Origin of the sequence: Pontibacillus yanchengensis, assembly GCF_009856295.1 — a bacterium.
GTDB lineage: Bacteria > Bacillota > Bacilli > Bacillales > BH030062 > Pontibacillus > Pontibacillus yanchengensis_A.
This window is the reverse complement of sequence record NZ_WMEU01000002.1, coordinates 53,386-71,628: the sequence shown is the minus strand read 5'-3', so window position 1 is coordinate 71,628 and position 18,243 is coordinate 53,386. Positions and strand designations below refer to the sequence as shown.

The 18,243-nt window shown below is 35.8% G+C and carries 15 protein-coding genes; 6 read left to right on the top strand and 9 right to left on the bottom strand.

Translation table 11 applies throughout. The features are described 5' to 3' along the window. Window positions 1-37: 37 nt before the first annotated feature. From thiI to refZ, 5 genes are all read right to left on the bottom strand, one after another. Window positions 38-1,243, bottom strand: a complete 1,206-nt coding sequence (gene thiI / locus GLW08_RS07515) for a tRNA uracil 4-sulfurtransferase ThiI (protein WP_160847993.1) — start codon at window positions 1,241-1,243, stop codon at window positions 38-40. Window positions 1,244-1,248: 5 nt separating this feature from the next. Further along, on the bottom strand, window positions 1,249-2,388 hold the full coding sequence (locus tag GLW08_RS07510) for a cysteine desulfurase family protein (RefSeq protein WP_160847992.1): 1,140 nt from the start codon (window positions 2,386-2,388) through the stop codon (window positions 1,249-1,251). Window positions 2,389-2,537: 149 nt separating this feature from the next. Then, the gene (locus GLW08_RS07505) at window positions 2,538-2,888 is read right to left on the bottom strand and encodes a hypothetical protein (RefSeq protein WP_160847991.1); all 351 of its coding nucleotides are present in this window, start codon (window positions 2,886-2,888) and stop codon (window positions 2,538-2,540) included. Window positions 2,889-2,898: 10 nt separating this feature from the next. Beyond that, window positions 2,899-4,593 (bottom strand): septation ring formation regulator EzrA, encoded by a 1,695-nt coding sequence (ezrA, locus tag GLW08_RS07500; protein ID WP_160847990.1) that lies wholly within the window; start codon window positions 4,591-4,593, stop codon window positions 2,899-2,901. Between the two features lie 517 nt (window positions 4,594-5,110). After that, window positions 5,111-5,749, bottom strand: a complete 639-nt coding sequence (gene refZ / locus GLW08_RS07495; RefSeq protein WP_160847989.1) for a forespore capture DNA-binding protein RefZ — start codon at window positions 5,747-5,749, stop codon at window positions 5,111-5,113. A 137-nt stretch (window positions 5,750-5,886) separates the two neighbouring features. On the opposite strand from refZ, the gene GLW08_RS07490 reads away from it, so the two are divergent. Further along, window positions 5,887-6,366 carry a GAF domain-containing protein gene (locus GLW08_RS07490; protein WP_160847988.1) on the top strand — a complete coding sequence of 160 codons (480 nt, stop codon included), beginning with the start codon at window positions 5,887-5,889 and terminating at the stop codon, window positions 6,364-6,366. Between the two features lie 239 nt (window positions 6,367-6,605). On the opposite strand, the gene GLW08_RS07485 is transcribed toward GLW08_RS07490, so the two are convergent. Together GLW08_RS07485 and GLW08_RS07480 are read right to left on the bottom strand one after the other, a co-directional pair. Continuing rightward, window positions 6,606-8,480 carry a sensor domain-containing diguanylate cyclase gene (locus GLW08_RS07485; protein ID WP_160847987.1) on the bottom strand — a complete coding sequence of 625 codons (1,875 nt, stop codon included), beginning with the start codon at window positions 8,478-8,480 and terminating at the stop codon, window positions 6,606-6,608. Window positions 8,481-8,622: 142 nt separating this feature from the next. Next, window positions 8,623-9,237, bottom strand: coding sequence for a hypothetical protein (locus tag GLW08_RS07480; RefSeq protein ID WP_160847986.1), 615 nt, complete (start codon window positions 9,235-9,237; stop codon window positions 8,623-8,625). Window positions 9,238-9,736: 499 nt separating this feature from the next. Here GLW08_RS07480 and rpsD point away from each other — a divergent pair, with 499 nt between their 5' ends. From rpsD to GLW08_RS07455, 5 genes are all read left to right on the top strand, one after another. After that, window positions 9,737-10,339: a 30S ribosomal protein S4 gene (gene rpsD, locus GLW08_RS07475; protein WP_160847985.1), complete on the top strand. Its 603-nt coding sequence runs from the start codon at window positions 9,737-9,739 to the stop codon at window positions 10,337-10,339. A gap of 72 nt (window positions 10,340-10,411) precedes the next feature. Further along, the gene (locus tag GLW08_RS07470; protein WP_337193915.1) at window positions 10,412-12,766 is read left to right on the top strand and encodes an ATP-dependent DNA helicase; all 2,355 of its coding nucleotides are present in this window, start codon (window positions 10,412-10,414) and stop codon (window positions 12,764-12,766) included. 634 nt (window positions 12,767-13,400) lie between these two features. Then, the gene (locus tag GLW08_RS07465; protein WP_237458367.1) at window positions 13,401-13,946 is read left to right on the top strand and encodes a sigma-70 family RNA polymerase sigma factor; all 546 of its coding nucleotides are present in this window, start codon (window positions 13,401-13,403) and stop codon (window positions 13,944-13,946) included. Further along, on the top strand, window positions 13,939-15,267 hold the full coding sequence (locus GLW08_RS07460; RefSeq protein ID WP_160847984.1) for a DUF4179 domain-containing protein: 1,329 nt from the start codon (window positions 13,939-13,941) through the stop codon (window positions 15,265-15,267). Before GLW08_RS07465 ends, GLW08_RS07460 begins: the two co-directional genes overlap by 8 nt. A 143-nt stretch (window positions 15,268-15,410) precedes the next feature. After that, window positions 15,411-15,977 carry a VanZ family protein gene (locus tag GLW08_RS07455; RefSeq protein WP_160847983.1) on the top strand — a complete coding sequence of 189 codons (567 nt, stop codon included), beginning with the start codon at window positions 15,411-15,413 and terminating at the stop codon, window positions 15,975-15,977. A 46-nt stretch (window positions 15,978-16,023) separates the two neighbouring features. Here GLW08_RS07455 and GLW08_RS07450 read toward each other — a convergent pair whose 3' ends face one another. Continuing rightward, window positions 16,024-17,970, bottom strand: a complete 1,947-nt coding sequence (locus GLW08_RS07450) for an insertion element protein (RefSeq protein ID WP_160847982.1) — start codon at window positions 17,968-17,970, stop codon at window positions 16,024-16,026. Beyond that, a complete protein-coding gene (locus GLW08_RS07445) occupies window positions 17,967-18,212 on the bottom strand; it encodes a hypothetical protein (RefSeq protein ID WP_160847981.1) in 246 nt (81 codons plus the stop codon). Before GLW08_RS07445 ends, GLW08_RS07450 begins: the two co-directional genes overlap by 4 nt. Window positions 18,213-18,243 lie beyond the last annotated feature (31 nt).

The following is an 18,243-nucleotide window of genomic DNA, read 5'->3' as shown; positions in this document are numbered from 1 at the left end:
AAGGTAAATACTAATCAAATTTTGGCAATTCTGTTAGTTATAACAGATCAGAAAATTCGTTCTCTTGTTCACTATGTTCTTCCCGGAACTCTAATGTTTCGATGTTTTCTAACGTTTCTTCTAATTCTTGAGTAAAGTCAACTTTAGCTTCAAGCTCATTGATTTTTTCACGAGTAGGTCTTGTCTTGGGCTGACTCGGAACAAAGACTGTACAGCAATCCTCATATGGGCGTATAGAAATCTCATACGTATCGATCTTTTTGGATAGTTCGATAATATCAAGTTTATCCATTGCTACTAACGGTCTTATAATTGGATAATTCGTTACCTCATTGATTGCATTCATACTTTCCATCGTTTGACTGGCAACCTGACCAAGGCTTTCCCCTGTGGTAAAGGAAAGAATGTCCTCTCGCTCGGCAACATGCTCACTGATGCGTAACATTAATCGTCTCATTACCGTCATCCCATATTCCTCTGGTATCTGTCGATAAAGCGACTGTTGCAATTTCGTAAATGGGACAATATGGACACGTACTTTGTTACCAAATCTGGTTAACTTCTGTGCAAGTTCTAATACCTTTTGCTTTGATCTCTCACTGGTGTAAGGAGGAGAATGAAAATGAATGGCTTCAATTTCAACACCTCGCTTCATTGTCAAATAACCTGCTACAGGACTATCGATTCCACCTGATAAAAGGAGAAGGCTCTTTCCGGTTGTGCCTACAGGAAGTCCTCCGGCACCCTTAATTTTCTCCGAGGTGATATAGGTTCCATCTCTTCTAATCTCTACCATGATTTCCATATCTGGTTGATGAACATCAACTTGATAACCCTCCGTATTTCGCAGAAGATGGCCTCCAATAACACGGTTCATATCTTGTGAGTTGATAGGAAAGTTCTTATTAACTCTACGAACAGATACTTTAAATGTCTTAACATTCTCTGGCTTTGTTAAAGCGAACAAAGCACCTGCTTTAATTTCTTCCTCCGTACTGTTTACTTTTACAGCTAAGCTAAATGATTGAATTCCAAAGACATCCTTAATTTGATCCATAATTGGTTGAGGATCCTCACCATTCAAAAGGATATACATACGGTCACGGTTTCGTTTGATTTTTATATCAGGGAAAGACTGTAATTTAGACTTCACATTTTCATATAGCTTTGCTACAAAATGCTTGCGATTCTTCCCTTTTAATGACATTTCTCCATAACGGATTAATATATGATCATATTGCATTGTATCTACCCCATTACTTCACTTAGTTGATCGATTACATTTCTAAACGTACGAAGGAAACTATCTACTTCTTTGTTGGTGTTAAAATAAGACAAACTAATTCTGAGCGCAGATGACGCTCGTTCATGGTTAGCACCACAGGCTATAAGAATAGCACTCTCATCAGCATCCTTAGAAGAACAAGCTGATTTTGTAGATATGAATACACCTTGTTCTCCAAGTGCATGAATAACAACTTCAGGCTTAAACCCTGGCAAGGAGAAATTAAGGATATGAGGAGCAGCATTTTCAGGTGTATTGACAATCACTCCACTCATTTCCTCTAAGCTCACCCTAATCTTTTCGTGCATTTTTTGCAAAGTGGCAAGGTGACTTCGTTGGTGCTCAAGAGTCATCCTTAACGCTTTTACCATAGATACTATACCAGGTAAATTTTCTGTCCCAGCTCGATAGGATGCTTCTTGGCTACCACCATGCAACAATGGGAAAAGGGAGGTATTTTTCTTTACAAAGAGAATACCAGTTCCTTTCAACCCATGTATTTTATGACTAGACATCGTACACAGATCAATATTGTTTTTATGAAAATCCAACGGGACTTTACCTAATCCTTGTACATAATCAACATGAAAATAAAGCTTTGGATAACGATTTGCAATCTTACCAATTTGTTGTATAGGTTGTATCGATCCAAGTTCATTATTCACGTGCATAATACTAATGAGGATCGTATCTTCTCGTATAGATTTTTCTAAATCAGAAAGATCAATAATTCCCTCTTCATTCACTTGTAAATAGGTTACTTCAAATCCTAACCCTTCTAAAGCTTTACATGCTTCTAATACAGAAGGATGTTCAATGGATGACGTAATAATATGCTTACCTCGATTTTGATGTTGAAGTGCAATCCCTTTAATGGCTAAGTTGTTTCCCTCTGTTCCACCCGATGTAAAAATGATTTCCTCTGGATCAATCGATAATAGCTGAGCAGCTTGTTTTTTTGACTGATTCAATAACCGTTCTGAATCACTTCCGAAGCGATGAATAGAGGAAGGATTACCATAATAGGTATCGGCTACTTGGTGAAAACTCTGTAATACTTCGGGATATGGCTTTGTTGTGGCACTATTATCAAAATAGATCATTTGGCCTGAACCCCTTTTTATTTTCTTTTGCAATCAATTATATTATCATACTTTCCTAAAGCTTTAAATGTCAATCAACCTTGTTATTTCTTATTATTATAACAAACACTCTAGTCCGAACTATGAACAGTATAAAACCCCCTTTTTCTTCAATTAGAAGAAAGGGGGTTTACAGAATAGATTTCTAAAGAAGCTAGAAGTTTGTTAATGGATAATACTCGGTCTTTAGTATGTTTAGCTACCCATTCTTTAGTCAGTCCTACTTCTTCAATATTTCGCTTTGTAACTTGCTTGGATTCGCTTAAATTATTAGATATATTTCTGTCTTCCTGTTTTAGGAATGGTGGGTCCATTGATGCTTTTGTCATCTGATGATATTGTTCTTTTTCTGAATGGGGAATCACTTTATATGTTTCCCCTTGCACGAACAACATACTGATAACAACTACCCATACAATAATTGAACTTAGAGATAAACTGAGGACTAATCTTTTTTGCATATCTATCTCCTTATCCTACAGGAGTCTGCACCATATCCTGTATTCGTTTTAGAGCGCCAGGCTCAATCTCCTCTATTGCATGTGAAGCTTCCTCTAAAGCTACGTCATACTGGTAAGATCGAAAAGCTTGCTCTGCTTCCGATAATTTAGCTGCCAATAATGGATATTTACTTCTGTACCGATTACCATACTGAATAACACTTTCTGCCATATATGCTGTTTCTAGCAGATGTTCCGTTTGCTGCTTGGCATTTTCCGTATCTTTCACAGCCTCGTCTATTGCACTTTGAACCTTTGTCATATCTAGTTGTTGCGCTTCTACTTGACGTTGTACATTCAATAAAGAAGACCGACTTTTCTCTAATACATCTTCAATATAGTGTGGCACCCCAGGTATATTGCTTTTTTGCAATCTACGATAAACAGCTAGCAACTCCTGTTTCATTTGTGAAAGCTGTTGCTTGGCGTCCCTTTCACCTTTACGTAAAGTATGTAAACGTTCTTTAAACTGTTCATGTTGTTCAACCAACTCGTCTAATTGAGTCGTTAGTGTTTCTAGTTGAGCACGTATTGTAACATGTGACGTTTCTTCATCTTCTAAATTTAGCTTTATGTCATCAAGTTGTTTCGTTAAGTTGTTAATCCACTTTTCTAAACTCAGGTGTATCTCTAAATCACGTTCTTCAACATGATAAGAATGTTGAAGTATATCTACTTCATTTTTGGTTTCAGCTATTTCATCTTTAATGACATTTAACTGCTCTAACAATTGAGGGTGGTATTTTTCAACATAGTTTCGTGCTAGTGCTTCTTTTTCAAGTTGGGCATACATTTCCTTAATTCGTTCCTCTATTTCTTGAATACCATGTTGAGCCTCTTCCATTTCAGCTTTCTCTAACTGATTTAAATAGTCATTTAAACGCTCCTGGTATTCAAGAGCCTCTGCTTCATATTCATAGTGATCAATACGATATCCATCTTCCCTCATGTCTCGAATCCCACTAATTAACTCATCAATTTGATCAGGTAACTCTTTCTTACATGATTTATAGAGGGAAGGAAAAGATTCAATCCTATGCTCTATAGTAGATAGCTCTTCTTGAAGATTTTGAACCATTTCATTTGCTTCGAAATAATTACCTTCCTCGATGAGGTCATAATAATGGGTTAATTTTTCTTGGGTTTCTGCTATCTCTTTTTCAAAGTATGTTTCTGCTTTTTCAAATAAGTGACGTTGTTGAAGTAATTTCTTTTTTAATTCTTTTAGCCTAGGTTCAATTTCCTCGACATGCTTTCGACTATTCTCTTCAGAGTTTAACAATGTATCTAACTCTTCAAACATTCCTTCTATGGAGGCTTCAATAGAATGAAGTGACTGTTCTATATTTTTCAGAACCGCTCTTGCTTTCTTAAAGCGATAACGATCTGCATGTTCTTCTGCGTCGAACAACCCTTCCTCTAAATCTGGAAGATGTTTTGATAGAATATCATCCCACTCTGAGCGCCACTTTTCAAAACGCTCCTGCGTCTCGCCTGACAAGTTTAAGTTCTTCACTTTTGAAAGTTCTTCTGTTACGTTCCGGTTTGTAATATTCAATTTCCAATTTTCAAGACGATCCACTTCATCATAAATCTTTTTACGTAATATTAACCCATAAATAAATGCAACAATTAATACTAGTACTACTATGATGACGTACTCCATAAAAAGCCTCCTAACCCTTGTCAAGTACATCTATTTAATTAACGACAAATTATGTATATGTATGGTAATAATGATACCATGTAAACCTTCCTTTTGGCTAAAATTTTTCAAAATAATTAAGACAATGACATTTTTTTCAAAAACAAAATCTCAAGCTCCCCGACTAGGGTCGTATGAACGATGTCGATCGGGTGATATTGAATTATCGTACGGAGTAGGAGAAACTCACTAGTTTTCTAAGGAGCACAAAGGTGAATGCAGCTTACTAATCACATTTTTATCATTTCCTAAAAGCTAGGCTGCACAAGGTCTAATCACAACTTAAATTAGTATTGTCACAGTTTGTTGTATATTCTTTAAACTAGCCATACCCTATCTTACATGCTTGAAAACGTATAATTATGATTTCTTAGTAAAACATACTACATTCTTTGTGTAAAAGTTAAAAATACATAAAGCACTATTCCTTCAATCGGAATAGTGCTTCATAAGTTGAACAGTATTCTACTACAACACCCTACATAATACTTTGTTTAAATCCAGGCTTCTGATTCGTATTGTAGATATATTCCAACCAGTTGATGATTGAATTGGAATACTGCTTCATGAAATAGTCATGAGATTGGTCAAACGAGACATGCTCTCTCATCTCATATGGCATTAAAAATGGAGTCATGAGCATTCCTTTAAACTGTATATAGTAGTAATTTATTTGCAGGTTTTTTAGTCCGAGTGTTTGGAGGGAACGTTTAAACACACCAAATAATAAATACTTTTCCTTAGCAAGATAAGTGACCATCATTTCTCGAACGAGCACATTATCAAGTGTTAATTCACGATGTATAAAACAAGTAAATTGATAGTTCGTTTGTTTATAGTGTATAATGACTTCTATCATTCTACGGAGTAATTCTCTAGAAGAATGTTCCTTTTCTTCTTGTTGAACTGATTCCAGAAGTTCTATATAAGACTCAAAATAATGAATCATCATGTACTCCAATAAACCCTGTTTGTTTTTAAAATGATAGCTAATCAAGGAAACATTCACTTTAGCTTTAGCGGCAATATCCCTTACAGAAGTACCATTGTACCCTTTTGTATAAAAAAGTGAACGAGCAGCATCCATTACTTTTTGTTTCGTATTTAATGATGTCATGCTTAAATCCTCCTCCTACTACCGAATAGTTTCGTTCTAATGAGAGGATTTCCTGCATATTTCGCTCGTCATTTTCTGCATAAGAATTGTCGAATAGCCACTACTAGATTGTATTTCACCTAAGGAGGTATGTTACTGTGTTTAACGTTGAACATTATACTGGAACGAAAAATCAAAATTATGACCTTTTACTTAAACAACTTAAAGCATTACTTGAAGATGAGCCTGACCAAGTGGCTAATCTCTCCAATGCATCAGCACTATTAAACCAATTCTTAGATGAGGTGAATTGGGTTGGTTTTTATTTATGGAAAAACGATCAGCTCGTCCTCGGACCATTCCAAGGCCTCCCTGCATGTGTACGGATTCCCTATGGAAAAGGCGTCTGTGGTACAGCTCTTTCCAAGGGGAAAACACAAAGGGTTGCCGATGTGAATCAGTTCCCTGGTCATATAGCTTGTGACACTGCAAGCCAATCAGAAATTGTGGTACCACTTTATAAGAATGGTGAAATTTTTGGTGTTCTTGATATCGATAGCCCTATCAAAAACCGTTTTGACGAAACAGATGAACAATACCTTGAGATGTTTATTGATGTCATTAAACAATATATATAGGAAGCCCATAAAGTCTTAAGAGGTTTTACTAATCGTTTCCTATTTAACATCACCACAAAAACGTCTAGCGCTACTTACATAGCCTAGACGTTTTTTATTCCATAATCGCCCCATTATCTTGAAGTTTATACCCGATTATGAATTGTTTCACTTCATTTCGAAATTAAAAAGACCTGAGGATTAGGTGTGTAGCATCCCAACTTCCAATCAAAAGAGTACCTGATTAAGTTAATCAGGTATTATACACTTGAAACTTCATCTCTTCTTATTGCATTTTTTCCTGCATCCTTCGCTTCATACAGGGCACGATCGGCACGGATGAAAAAGTCTTTGACCTCATTATGAATGGTAGGATCCCAATAGGAAACGCCACAAGAAATTGTAACGGTAGGATTTGTCATCTGGTTTACTTTTTCAACTAGTACCCTTCCTATTATATAGCCTTCAAACAAAGATGTATGAGGTAGATAAATCGCTAGTTCTTCGCCACCCCATCTAGCCACAGTACCTTTAAAGCCAATATGTTCTTTTACGATATTAGCTACTTGAATCAAAATCCTATCTCCAACCTGATGACCATAAAAATCATTTACTTTCTTAAAATCATCGATATCAATAATTAAGAATGACCCATCATTCTGTTCATCTATATGCTTATGGATTGTCTCATCCAAATATTTCCTAGAGCACAACTTAGTTAAATAATCCGTCCGAACAAGTTGTTCTAACTCTTCCCGAAGCATAGAGTTAGCAAAGGCTAGTGTAGAATGATGTACTAAGGATTGTAGTAACTTAAATGTTTCAAAAGAAAAATAATAAGGCTGTGTATGCAACACGATAACTAAACCATTTAACGAACCATTCTGAATCATAGGAATTGCCATTACAGAACAATATTCACTAGAAATTTTAGTAGAAATATCTCCAATAAAAACAGAATCATGCGTAGCGCTTATTTTTTGAGTAACGAAGTCCCTTAAATGTTCTGAACTAGGATCATGAAAGTGTGCTGTACTACCACTCAGTACATCCTGAATACAATTCACATGATCTTTATATAAGATGAATCCAACTTCTTCTGCAAGGAAGGACGATTTAATTTGATTAGCCATATACGAAATGGTATCTGTGAGGCGTAGGTTTGAATTTAATTTATGTGACGTTTCATTTATTAGTTGCAAATCAGATATTAAACGTTTGGATTGTTGATATAGCCTAGCATTCTCAAGAGCATTTCCTGCGGTATTCGCTAACAATTTGATAAACTCTACGTCTTCTTCGTGAAAAAGGAGGGGAGGTAGCGACATAATCTGAAGAACACCATAAATGCCTTGTTTGCCTCTTAAAGGTGCATAAAAGGAAGCGTTTTGTTCACCTAATTCATCAAATTGTATCTCACCGGTTAAATAAGCCTGGGCACTAGCAGTTTCTATTTCATTATTATCAAACTTTAATTCTTTTATAGGAAGATGTTGTGTACTTGAGTAGTCATGTGACAGTAATAAGTAACAATCAAAATGAGGATAAACTCCCCTTAACGTATCAATGATTTCCGTCAGTATCTCTTCCATGTTCATTGATGAGTGGAATTTAGCTGTTACATCAAAGAGTCGTTTGTATTTTTTTTCTTCCTCCAATGTTTGACTATCTTTTCTTATTCTTAATAACATTTTTGCTACTTCATCCACTATTGAATGTAGGATAGATCGAACATTGTCTACCTCCATTTCATTTTCAAAAAGCACGTACACAAATCCTATTACCTTATCTACGTTATACAAAGGAAGAATATAGCTATTCTTTTTGTAAAAAAAAGGTCTACCGTCCATAACCTTATAACCAGTCTCTGGATGGTCTTGTTGATAGGAAACCCAATCCTGATAATCAAGTTTTTGTTGGGTCAATTTCACCTTATTAGTATGTAGAAAAAATTGACCCTCTGAAGTGTTATATTCATATACACCTACATATTCTGCACCAAGCACATCTTCGAGTATATGAACTAAATTGATTAAAAGCTCATTGTAACTGCGATTATATTCGCTTGTAAGCAAATCAAAAAAATGTAACTTAAGCTCTTTCGTTATATGTGATAGGTAGTCATTTGAGTCCATTCATCCATCACCTTTTCCAAACAAAATCATTATAATTATCTTTCCTCTATTATATCGGTCATAGGTTTATTTTCCTATTCATATTATTTATTTTTTTATAAACTTTTAATTCAGGCAAAAAATCTCTAAAAAATCTCTTATGTTATGTAGGAGATACAATTTTTGTCTCTCCATCTTCAAAAAGTACGATCCAAACCCCTTGTTTTTCATTTAAGGAAACAGTTTGAATGGGATTGCTGTTAAATGTTTTTGACCATACAATGTCACTGTTATGTTGCAAAACGGTTTTATAAACGTTTTCCTTTTTTGTACTTTTTAATTTGAATTCACTATTGTCTAAATTCACGGGCGGTGAATCAACGGAATCTATCTTTTCTAAAGAAGTATTAAGCTGATACCATTTCTTTTGTTGATTTATCCATAGACGGTTTTGCTGATCATATAGGATACTATTAATTGGCGTTTGAATTTCAAGAAATGAGGTGGTTGTAAATTTATAGCTTTCTTGATCTACTTCGTATAGTACTAGGAAGGATTGGTTGTCTTTATTCTTTATCATTGCAACCTTCGTCATGGCATTAGGTCGCACAGATGATGTAATCATTAGTTGTTGATCTTCTTGACCTTTTGTCATACTTAAAAGCAACTGATTCTGTACCATAAATGCGAGAACGACACTACAAATGGATATCGCAACAATAGTGTATCTTATCCTCTTAGTTTGATTTGTTTCAGTAAAAGGACCAGTTGAATGCATAAAATCCCCCACAAATAAAAGGTAACGAATGTAATAATTACTTCTCCCTCTTCAAGCGCACGAAAACCATTGTCTAACGGTGAGTGGGAGAAAAATTGACTTTCCTTCGTGCTATATGACCGAACACGTTACAAAAAAACTGTTAACATAAGACTAAAAGGAGAGGAACTGTCCAAAGTAATCCTCCCAAGGGTAGTTAAGTGATGAGTCGTTCACCTATTACCATTGTACCACAGCATTAAATCAAAGCATCCTTCCTAACTCTTTTACTACACCTCCTTGACTTATTCACATAAAAACATTATAATTGCCTTTGTGTAAAATAAAAGGCAGCTTAGGTGAGCCGCCGTTGTAATCATTTTGTTCCTCTTGAATAAGAGGTGTATTGTGTAACCCTCTGCTGCTGGGGCGAAGGTACATGAAAACAAAATGAGCAGCGTGAAGAAGGACACACTGTTTTTATTTTATGCAAATATAAAATAAAGGAGAGAAATTTCCAATGGCACGTTATACAGATTCAACTTGGAAAAAGTCTCGTCGTCTAGGTATTTCATTGAGCGGTACAGGGAAAGAGCTTGAAAAGCGCCCATACGCTCCAGGACAACACGGTCCTAATCAACGCAAAAAACTTTCAGAGTTCGGTTTACAGCTTCAAGAAAAGCAAAAGCTACGCTTTATGTTCGGTTTAAACGAACGTCAATTCCATAGCATGTTTGAACAAGCTGGTAACATGCAAGGTATTCATGGTGAGAACTTCTTAATGCTTTTAGAATCTCGTCTGGATAACATTGTTTACCGTTTCGGTCTTGCACGTACTCGTGCTCAAGCACGTCAACTTGTAAACCATGGTCATATCACAGTAGATGGTGGTCGTGTAAACATCCCATCATACCGCGTTAAACCAGGTCAAGTTATTGCAGTACGTGAAAAATCTCAAAAGCTTTCTGCTATTGTAGATGCTCTTGAAGCAAGTAACTATGTACCAGAATTCCTTTCTTTCGATGCTGAAAAGCTAGAAGGAACGTATTCTCGTTACCCTGAACGTAATGAAATGCCTTCTGAAATCAACGAAGCGCTTATCGTTGAGTACTACTCTCGTTAATAGATTCATTAAAATCCTGATCGAATTTTTCGGTCAGGATTTTTTTATACATATATATCAGGAATCAGGTGCTTGAATCCCAAAGTATTGATCTATATGAGTACATGCTATAATAGTGTTGTTAAACATAAAGGGGTGATTTTTATCGATAATATAGTGCATACTTCCGTTCGCCCTTTAGTAGAGTATGTATTTCGGAGCGGTAGCATTACAAGTGGTTTTCAGAGCACAAGTACCATGACAGAAGGTACAAAAGCTCACCAATATATTCAATCCCAATACAAGGACACTGATAAAAAAGAAGTATTTTTCCAACAACGCATCCCTTTTCGGGACCTCATATTCGATATAGAAGGCCGATGTGATGGATTATTATTCCAGGACAACAAAGTTGTTATTGAAGAAATAAAATCAACCCAACAGCACATAGAAGAAATCGATAAAGAAGATAAACCTGTCCACTGGGCTCAGGCAAAAGTATATGCTTATATGCATGCTTCCAAACACAAGCTTACTGATATAGACATTCAATTAACCTATATCCAAGTTGATACGTATGAACAACTTCATTTTAAAGATACATATTCTTTCGATGAGCTAGAGGCATTTTTAAATGATTTATTAGAAGGTTTTTATCCCTATGCTATTTTACTTCATCATCATCAAGCCAATAGAAACAAGAGTGCTCAAGCATTAACATTCCCCTTTCCGACGTTTCGTGATGGGCAACGCTATTTTGCAGGAGCTGTTTACAAATCAATTAAAGAAAAGAGTGATTTGTTTGCAAACGCCCCTACTGGGACAGGGAAAACCATTTCTACTATCTTTCCCGCCATCAAAGCCATGGGGGAAAATCATTTATCACAACTTTATTATTTAACAGCTAAGACCGTCACTAGACAACTTGCAGAGGAAGCCCTAACGTCTATGATTAAGCAAGGTCTAGAAGTGAAAGCTGTTACGATAACCGCAAAAGATAAAATTTGTTTTAAAGAGGACGGATGTACAAAGGAGCATTGCCCTTTTACAGAAGGTTATTTCGATCGTATTAATGAAACAATCATTGATATATTCTCGAATGAGTCCTTGCTAAATCAGCCAGTCATTGAATCCTATGCTAAAAAACACAAGGTTTGTCCATTTGAGTTGTCGCTAGACCTTGCCTACACAGCTGATGCGGTAATATGCGATTATAATTATATCTTTGACCCTCGAGTATCTTTGAAGCGATTAAGCAATGAACAAAAGAAACACACTGCTCTACTAATTGATGAAGCGCATAATTTAGTGGACCGAGCACGGACGATGTTTTCTGCAGAGCTACTCAAATCTTCTTTTGTCAGAATCATCAGTATGTACAAGCATAATAAAGACCTTGTCGAGGAAGCAGCAGCAATAAAGGAGGCATTTTCTACTCTTGAAAAACAGGCAGAGACCAAGCAAGAGGTGTTCACTAGTGCTCCTTCCACTCTACTATCTATTCTCCCTACGTTTATTAAAGCCGCTGAAGAAGAGTTAATAAATCCTAAAATAGAAGGGGAAGAATTCGAACATTTACTTGAAACCTACTTTTCTACTAATACCTTTATCAAAATTGGACAATTATATAATGAGTCTTACGTAACCTATCTGGAGCAATGGAGGCAAGAAATTGCGATAAAAATGTTTTGTGTAAACCCTTCTGTATTGTTAAAAAGGGCCGGGAAGGATTATCAATCCAAAACGTACTTCTCTGCTACTTTAACACCACTAGACTATTACAAGGATATGTTGGGAGCTAAAGAAGAAGATTATCAATTAGCCATCCCCTCCCCTTTCGCTTCTGATCATACACAAACTTTTATAAAGCCTATATCTACAAGGTACCGCGATCGTGATAACTCAATAGATCAAATTGTTCAAACCATAAGAGAGCTTACTAATCAAAAGACAGGTAACTACTTTGTCTTCTTGCCTTCCTATGATTATATGTATCGCATATATGATGCATTTCAAGATCAATACCCAGACGTTGAAACGATTCTTCAACGCCAAGATATGAGCGAAAAAGATAGAGCTGCCTATTTAGACCATTTTAATACCGATCCCCAAAATACATTAATTGGGTTTGCAGTATTAGGGGGCATCTTTTCAGAAGGGATCGATTTAAAAGGGAACAGACTTTCAGGAGTATTCATCATAGGAGTAGGCTTTCCGCAAATTGGATTAGAACGAAATATTATTAAAGATTATTTTACTAACGTAAATAAAAACGGGTTTGATTACGCGTATCGTTATCCAGGTATGAACAAAGTCCTTCAAGCGGGTGGTAGATTAATTCGAACGGAGATGGATAAAGGTATTATTGTATTAATAGATGACAGATTTTTGCAGGCAAGCTATAAAATATTATTGCCTCCAGAATGGCGCGATTATACTGTACTATAATTACATTTATATAGAATTGAAAAAAGAAGCTGCTCCATAAACAATTAAGTAGTTCAGTTTTGGAGTACAAAATTGCATTTTGTACCCTTAATTGAACTGCTTTTTTTATGTGAATTCACATAGAAAATACGTAGTAATTGATAGCCAAATTGCAAGAGAAATTGTAAGTTAAAAGGCAATTGGAAATCTTGTGGTACAATATCAGTGAAATCAAATCCTTATTTAGTTCATCAAAAAATTAACGCTGAAGCGGTAAAATGTAATTTAAATGAATGAATTTTTGGAGGGGTCTTGTTGGCTATATATGATGTTATTGCCTTTGGTTCAAGTCCTTGATTTGTGAAACGAATTACATAAACTATAAGGTGTGTTATTGAAGAAAAATAATGGTGAAGAAGGTTTCTGATTATTTGGAAACTCCTCTCTTTTATATATCAATATTGAACTTTAACAGAATTAAAAATACGATGGCGCATTCCTTGATGCGCCTTTTTTATTAGAAAAACTTTTGTGAAAATAGTTATAGAACTTATTAAGATGACGTCTTTTCACCTGAAAAATTTTGAAAAACATGGGACCTTTCTTTAAGGGTGCTCGTCTTAAGTTAAAGAAATATGGAAAGTAGTGATAAAGATTGGAAAGAGAAGAATTAGAAGAGGATGAGGATATTCTCTATGAATCAATCGAAGAGGTAATGAATTATATCATTGATCAATATGGCGAAGAGATAAAACGTCTTATTTTTACATACATGAAGGACTATGCCACCACAGATGACATTTTTCAGGAATTTTTGATAAAGGTTTATAAGAAAATCGGTAGTTTTAGAAGGGAAGCAAAATTAAGGTCTTGGTTGTATCGAATTGCTATTAACACATGTAAAGATCATTTGCGATCTCCTATAAAACGTATAATTAGCTTGAACGATACTCTGTTTTCTGAAAAGGAGAAGTCTGCGGAAGACATGGTGATTCTAAAGGAAAATAACCTCCGTCTTGCAGCGAATGTTCTATCACTCCCCATTAAATATCGAGAAATTTTTGTATTACGCTATTATCAATCATATAGCATACAACAAATTAGTGAAGCTCTAGATGTGAAAGAATCAACGGTCAAGACACGAATTTCTAGAGGGAAATCTAAACTGCGACAGAAACTAGGGGGATATATAGATGAATAAACGCTTTAAGACAGAGTTAGATCAGTATATAGGGGAATCTCCTCTATTGAAGGAAGAGGACAGGGCGAACTTTTTTGCAAGTGTTCACGATGGGGGAAAGCATAAGAAGAGAAAATTAGAAAAAAGGTTAACTTCCATTCTGGCATCCTTAATGATTCTTTTTTCTGCTGGAGTTGTCACCGCCTATAATCCTTTTGTTAATAATTTAGTATCATTAGTCAGTCCCGAGATCGCTTTGCTATTAAAACCTATTGAAAAAACGAGTGTTGATAATGATATCAAGATGGAGACAGTTGCTGCTATAAGCGATGATGAAATGGCTGTTATCTATATAACACTACAAGATTTGTCGGGAGATCGTATTGACTCCACCCTAGACCTTTATGATTTTTCACTAAGTGGTGCTCAAATGTTTAACAGCAAGGTTATTGCTTTTGATGAAACTACGAAAACAGCCACACTTAGAATTCAGGCGAATGGTGGAGAGGACCTCAACGGGGAAAAGGTTAAGTTTCAAATTCAGTCGTTCTTGAGTCACAAAGAAACACATGAATTTGAAAAAAGAAACATCTCTTCTATCTTAAAAGAAGAAGCAAACACAATGACACTGGATATGAACAATATACCTGGCGGGGGAGGCGAATTGTATCGCTCGTTAGAGAATCAAGAAACGATACAGGTTCTCCAACCCGCTCCATCAAAAAATAACATTTTCAAGCATGACTTTATGGAGGTAACGAATGTTGGATTAATTGAAGATCGTTTACATGTTCAAGTTCGCTGGGATGAGGATTACGTTGATAGTCACGGACAGTTAACACTTACTGATCAGACTGGAAGTAGTATAAAACCCTCCAGTGTTCAATTTGGTTTTGATGGTAGCAAAACTTCTTATGGCAGAGAATACACTGAGTACATTTTCAAGGTCGAGAGTGAGGACCATTTGAATTATGATCTAAGCGGTAATTTTGTAGCTTCGGGGTTGTTTGAAGAAGGGAGTTGGAACACAACATTCAAATTACAGGCAGAAGATTCGTCATTGTTAGAAATGAAATTCGAAATGAGCATGGGTGGATGGACATCTAATCAATTAACGATTCATCCATTAGGAGTAACTCTTCAGGGAGAAGGGAGTTTAAGTGAAGGAAACAAACCAAATGTAGATGTTAAGCTTACGAACGATGAGATTGTAACGCTTCCTGCAAGTAAAGCTATTAACGAGAATGGAGAGGTTATAATGAAGTTCGAGTCTGACATACCTTTAGACCCTATGGAAATTAAATCAGTGATCATTAATGGTACTGAAAAAGTAATCAAGTAGTTAAACTTAGGAAAAGTTTTCTATTTGTAAGATAAGATCTTTCTTACTCCCCTTAACAGAAGGAGCGACCTAAATTTAATACTTTCAATAAATAACATATAAATATCAGTCGGCATTCAAATAATATCGAGAGGAAGTGCAAATTGAGGATAAACTTTCTATTACCAGCCATAATTATCATAGCTTTCTGGTTTATCATTAGAAGTTTTAACGTAATTTATAAGAAACAAAAAATCGTTTTAAGGCAGGAAGTAATTAACCTTCTTTTCTTGGCAAGTGTGCTATGGATCATTAAAATGACAATTTTCCCGCTTGAAATTGGTGTTCCTCATAAATATGGGATCAACCACAATTTCACCCCATTTACAAGCATGCAAAGTATGTTGAACCACTCATATTTTATGGTTCCTTTAAGGAATATTGTAGGGAACATCATTTTGTTTATGCCATTAGGTTTTGTGCTGTCACTAAAGTACGGTAGGTTAAAAAGTGTAAAAAGAGTTGGGATCGTCGGTTTATTAAGCTCTTTGTTTATAGAGGTTTCACAATTGTTCTTACCAATAAGGGCTTTTGATATTGATGATATTATACTCAATACTTTAGGGGCTATCCTAGGTTATCTTGTATTAAAAACATTTGAAAAGATATCTTACAAGATTAAGGGGAATAATAAAGATGCCCTGCGCCAACATGGTACTAATGAGATATGAGCATTAATAGTATAAAAAGAGCTTGGAACTCCAAGCTCTTTTTGTCTTATTTGAAGTAAATGATGTCATTCCAATCAAACTGCTTGTGCGTGATTCCTAGTCGTTGTGCAGGTGTTAATGATTTACTGTCTGCTGTTTTATAAGGACGACAGAAGTTGTAATACGTTCTAAGAATGGTTACGACATATTGCGCGTATTTTGGGTTAAAATTGGCGTAAATATAGCTTTTCTTATCCCCACGAGCTGTTGTTAAAGGTCTTTCTAAAGAAGATATTCTTCTTCTTATTTGCTGAATAAAGCTATTGGTTGAATGATCGTTAACGTTTAGTATCATTTTAGCTATAACACTTGGTTCAAGCGAGGACAAATCTGTTCTACAATCAACGGAGTAAACCCCTTTATCTTTTGAAGCAAGAGGATTTCTAATAGGGTTACTTGCATACTCACGATAACGTTCTCCATCCTTGTTAACGGATTCCTTATGAAAATCATGTGTCAAAAATAATTCCTTTAAATAGCGATAGGCTATGCCTCTAAGATGCTTCGTGTCGTACCCTCTGTTTTCCGCCCAGACCAATAAATCTCTTCTCGCATCTTCATATTCTTCTAAACATTGACTTCTGCTTTTGGTCTTATCGACTTGACAAATAAAATGATGGGCATCACTTAATCTAAGCTCATCGGTAAATACACGATAGAAAGCGTTTCTAATAGATGGATCATCGTCACTTATCATCCGCCATTCATCTGCATTCACCATCTGTTTAAGTAACCAATAGTGGGCGGTTGTAGTATATCCAGATGCCACATTCAAACCATCTACATATTTACCTCTGTTTTCAATTTGTCTAAGTTCATGTTGATAGGTACTAATATCTTGCGTATCGTTCGCAGATGGTTCCTGAGGATAATATGACCAATCTAGTCTATCGTTCTTGCGACTAAATGTGTTTAAGTGGTCCTCTTTTAATTTTCTTGTGTCTTCGTTTAAATCACTTAAGCTTGTATCCCAATCATAAGCAATGTCAGAACGGAATACATATCTGGATAGAGCTTCCGCAGTAACAACCAGGTGAGTTTGCATATTGAGTTCTTCTAATCCAGTGTATTTCTTCGAGCCCTGCCCTTTCTTCCGAACATTGTTTAGGTAGTAGTGCATCTTATCTGTATTAAGCCATATATCATCGAACTTCATAGTTTTAAAAGCCTGAGTCTCATGTCGCTCCAAGAACTCCAAACAACGTTTATATAGCCATTCCAACTTGTGATAATATGTGCCGACACCAATACCTAACATTTCACAACAGCGACTGACAGACACTTTGCCAACCAACATCCGAGCGAACATCGGGAGAATGGAGTTTTTCTTTTGATGATAAGTTGTTGTTTCTGTTCTTTTGGGCAATACATTAGTGTACTTCTTACATGTTTTACACTGGTATCTTTGAGACATACTTTTACTTTTGCCTCGCTTATAAAATTGTTTAGGTTCATTGAAAGGTGAAATATTGATTAAAGTACAGTCATCTTTATGAAATTGGTATTCTGGATCAATATTTGTAATCCCGCCAACTTCCACGAGACGCTTAATTTCTTCAACAACAGACCAGTTAGATACAGGGGTAACCTTGCAATTCTGTGATACACCTCTCCTCATAGGATTGTCATTACAATACAAACCTTTATGGTCTTTGGAACTTCCAGTTAATTTATATCGGCTTGGCTTCCCTTTGGTTTCATCGTATTTATGCTGTTCTTTTCCAAAGTTGCAGCAAAAAGGGTTGATACAGTAGTTGAGCTGTATTGAATAGTCCCATCCCAATAATTCAAAACTCACAGGCGTAAAAAGGGCTGAGTTATAACGTGTCGCAAACTTTTTAGGAGATAAGAGATCATATTGCTTCTTGCGGTCTTCCAACACTTCTTTTGTTATAGGTGGATGGATCTTTACGATCTCATCTTCTTTTGTAATTAACCGCTTTAACTTTGTCACTGTGATCTATCCGCTTTGTCTTCTAAGCCCATTCTTCTAACAATTCGTTTGTTACTTCTTTTATTGGTCACCCATTCGATGAACTTCTTGTCATCGAGGATGTTTAATAAAAATTCATCAACTGTTTCACTCTCTGTACGCTCCGCATATTCGGCATACTGCCTTACTATTTCTCTTGTTTGCTCCGATATTTCCCAATCAACCGCTTTAACGTTTTTATTTTTTGGTTCTAAAAACCGCACAGTAAAATGCACCCCATTTTGTAGTTGAATT

Excerpts from the sequence above, each read along its gene's own strand:
- refZ (WP_160847989.1), bottom strand. The coding sequence starts at position 5,749 with ATGACATCATTAAATACGAAACAAAAAGTAATGGATGCTGCTCGTTCA.
- ezrA (WP_160847990.1), bottom strand. The coding sequence starts at position 4,593 with ATGGAGTACGTCATCATAGTAGTACTAGTATTAATTGTTGCATTTATT.
- thiI (WP_160847993.1), bottom strand. The coding sequence starts at position 1,243 with ATGCAATATGATCATATATTAATCCGTTATGGAGAAATGTCATTAAAA.
- GLW08_RS07485 (WP_160847987.1), bottom strand. The coding sequence starts at position 8,480 with ATGGACTCAAATGACTACCTATCACATATAACGAAAGAGCTTAAGTTA.
- rpsD (WP_160847985.1), top strand. The coding sequence starts at position 9,737 with ATGGCACGTTATACAGATTCAACTTGGAAAAAGTCTCGTCGTCTAGGT.
- GLW08_RS07460 (WP_160847984.1), top strand. The coding sequence starts at position 13,939 with ATGAATAAACGCTTTAAGACAGAGTTAGATCAGTATATAGGGGAATCT.
- GLW08_RS07510 (WP_160847992.1), bottom strand. The coding sequence starts at position 2,388 with ATGATCTATTTTGATAATAGTGCCACAACAAAGCCATATCCCGAAGTA.
- GLW08_RS07505 (WP_160847991.1), bottom strand. The coding sequence starts at position 2,888 with ATGCAAAAAAGATTAGTCCTCAGTTTATCTCTAAGTTCAATTATTGTA.
- GLW08_RS07480 (WP_160847986.1), bottom strand. The coding sequence starts at position 9,237 with ATGCATTCAACTGGTCCTTTTACTGAAACAAATCAAACTAAGAGGATA.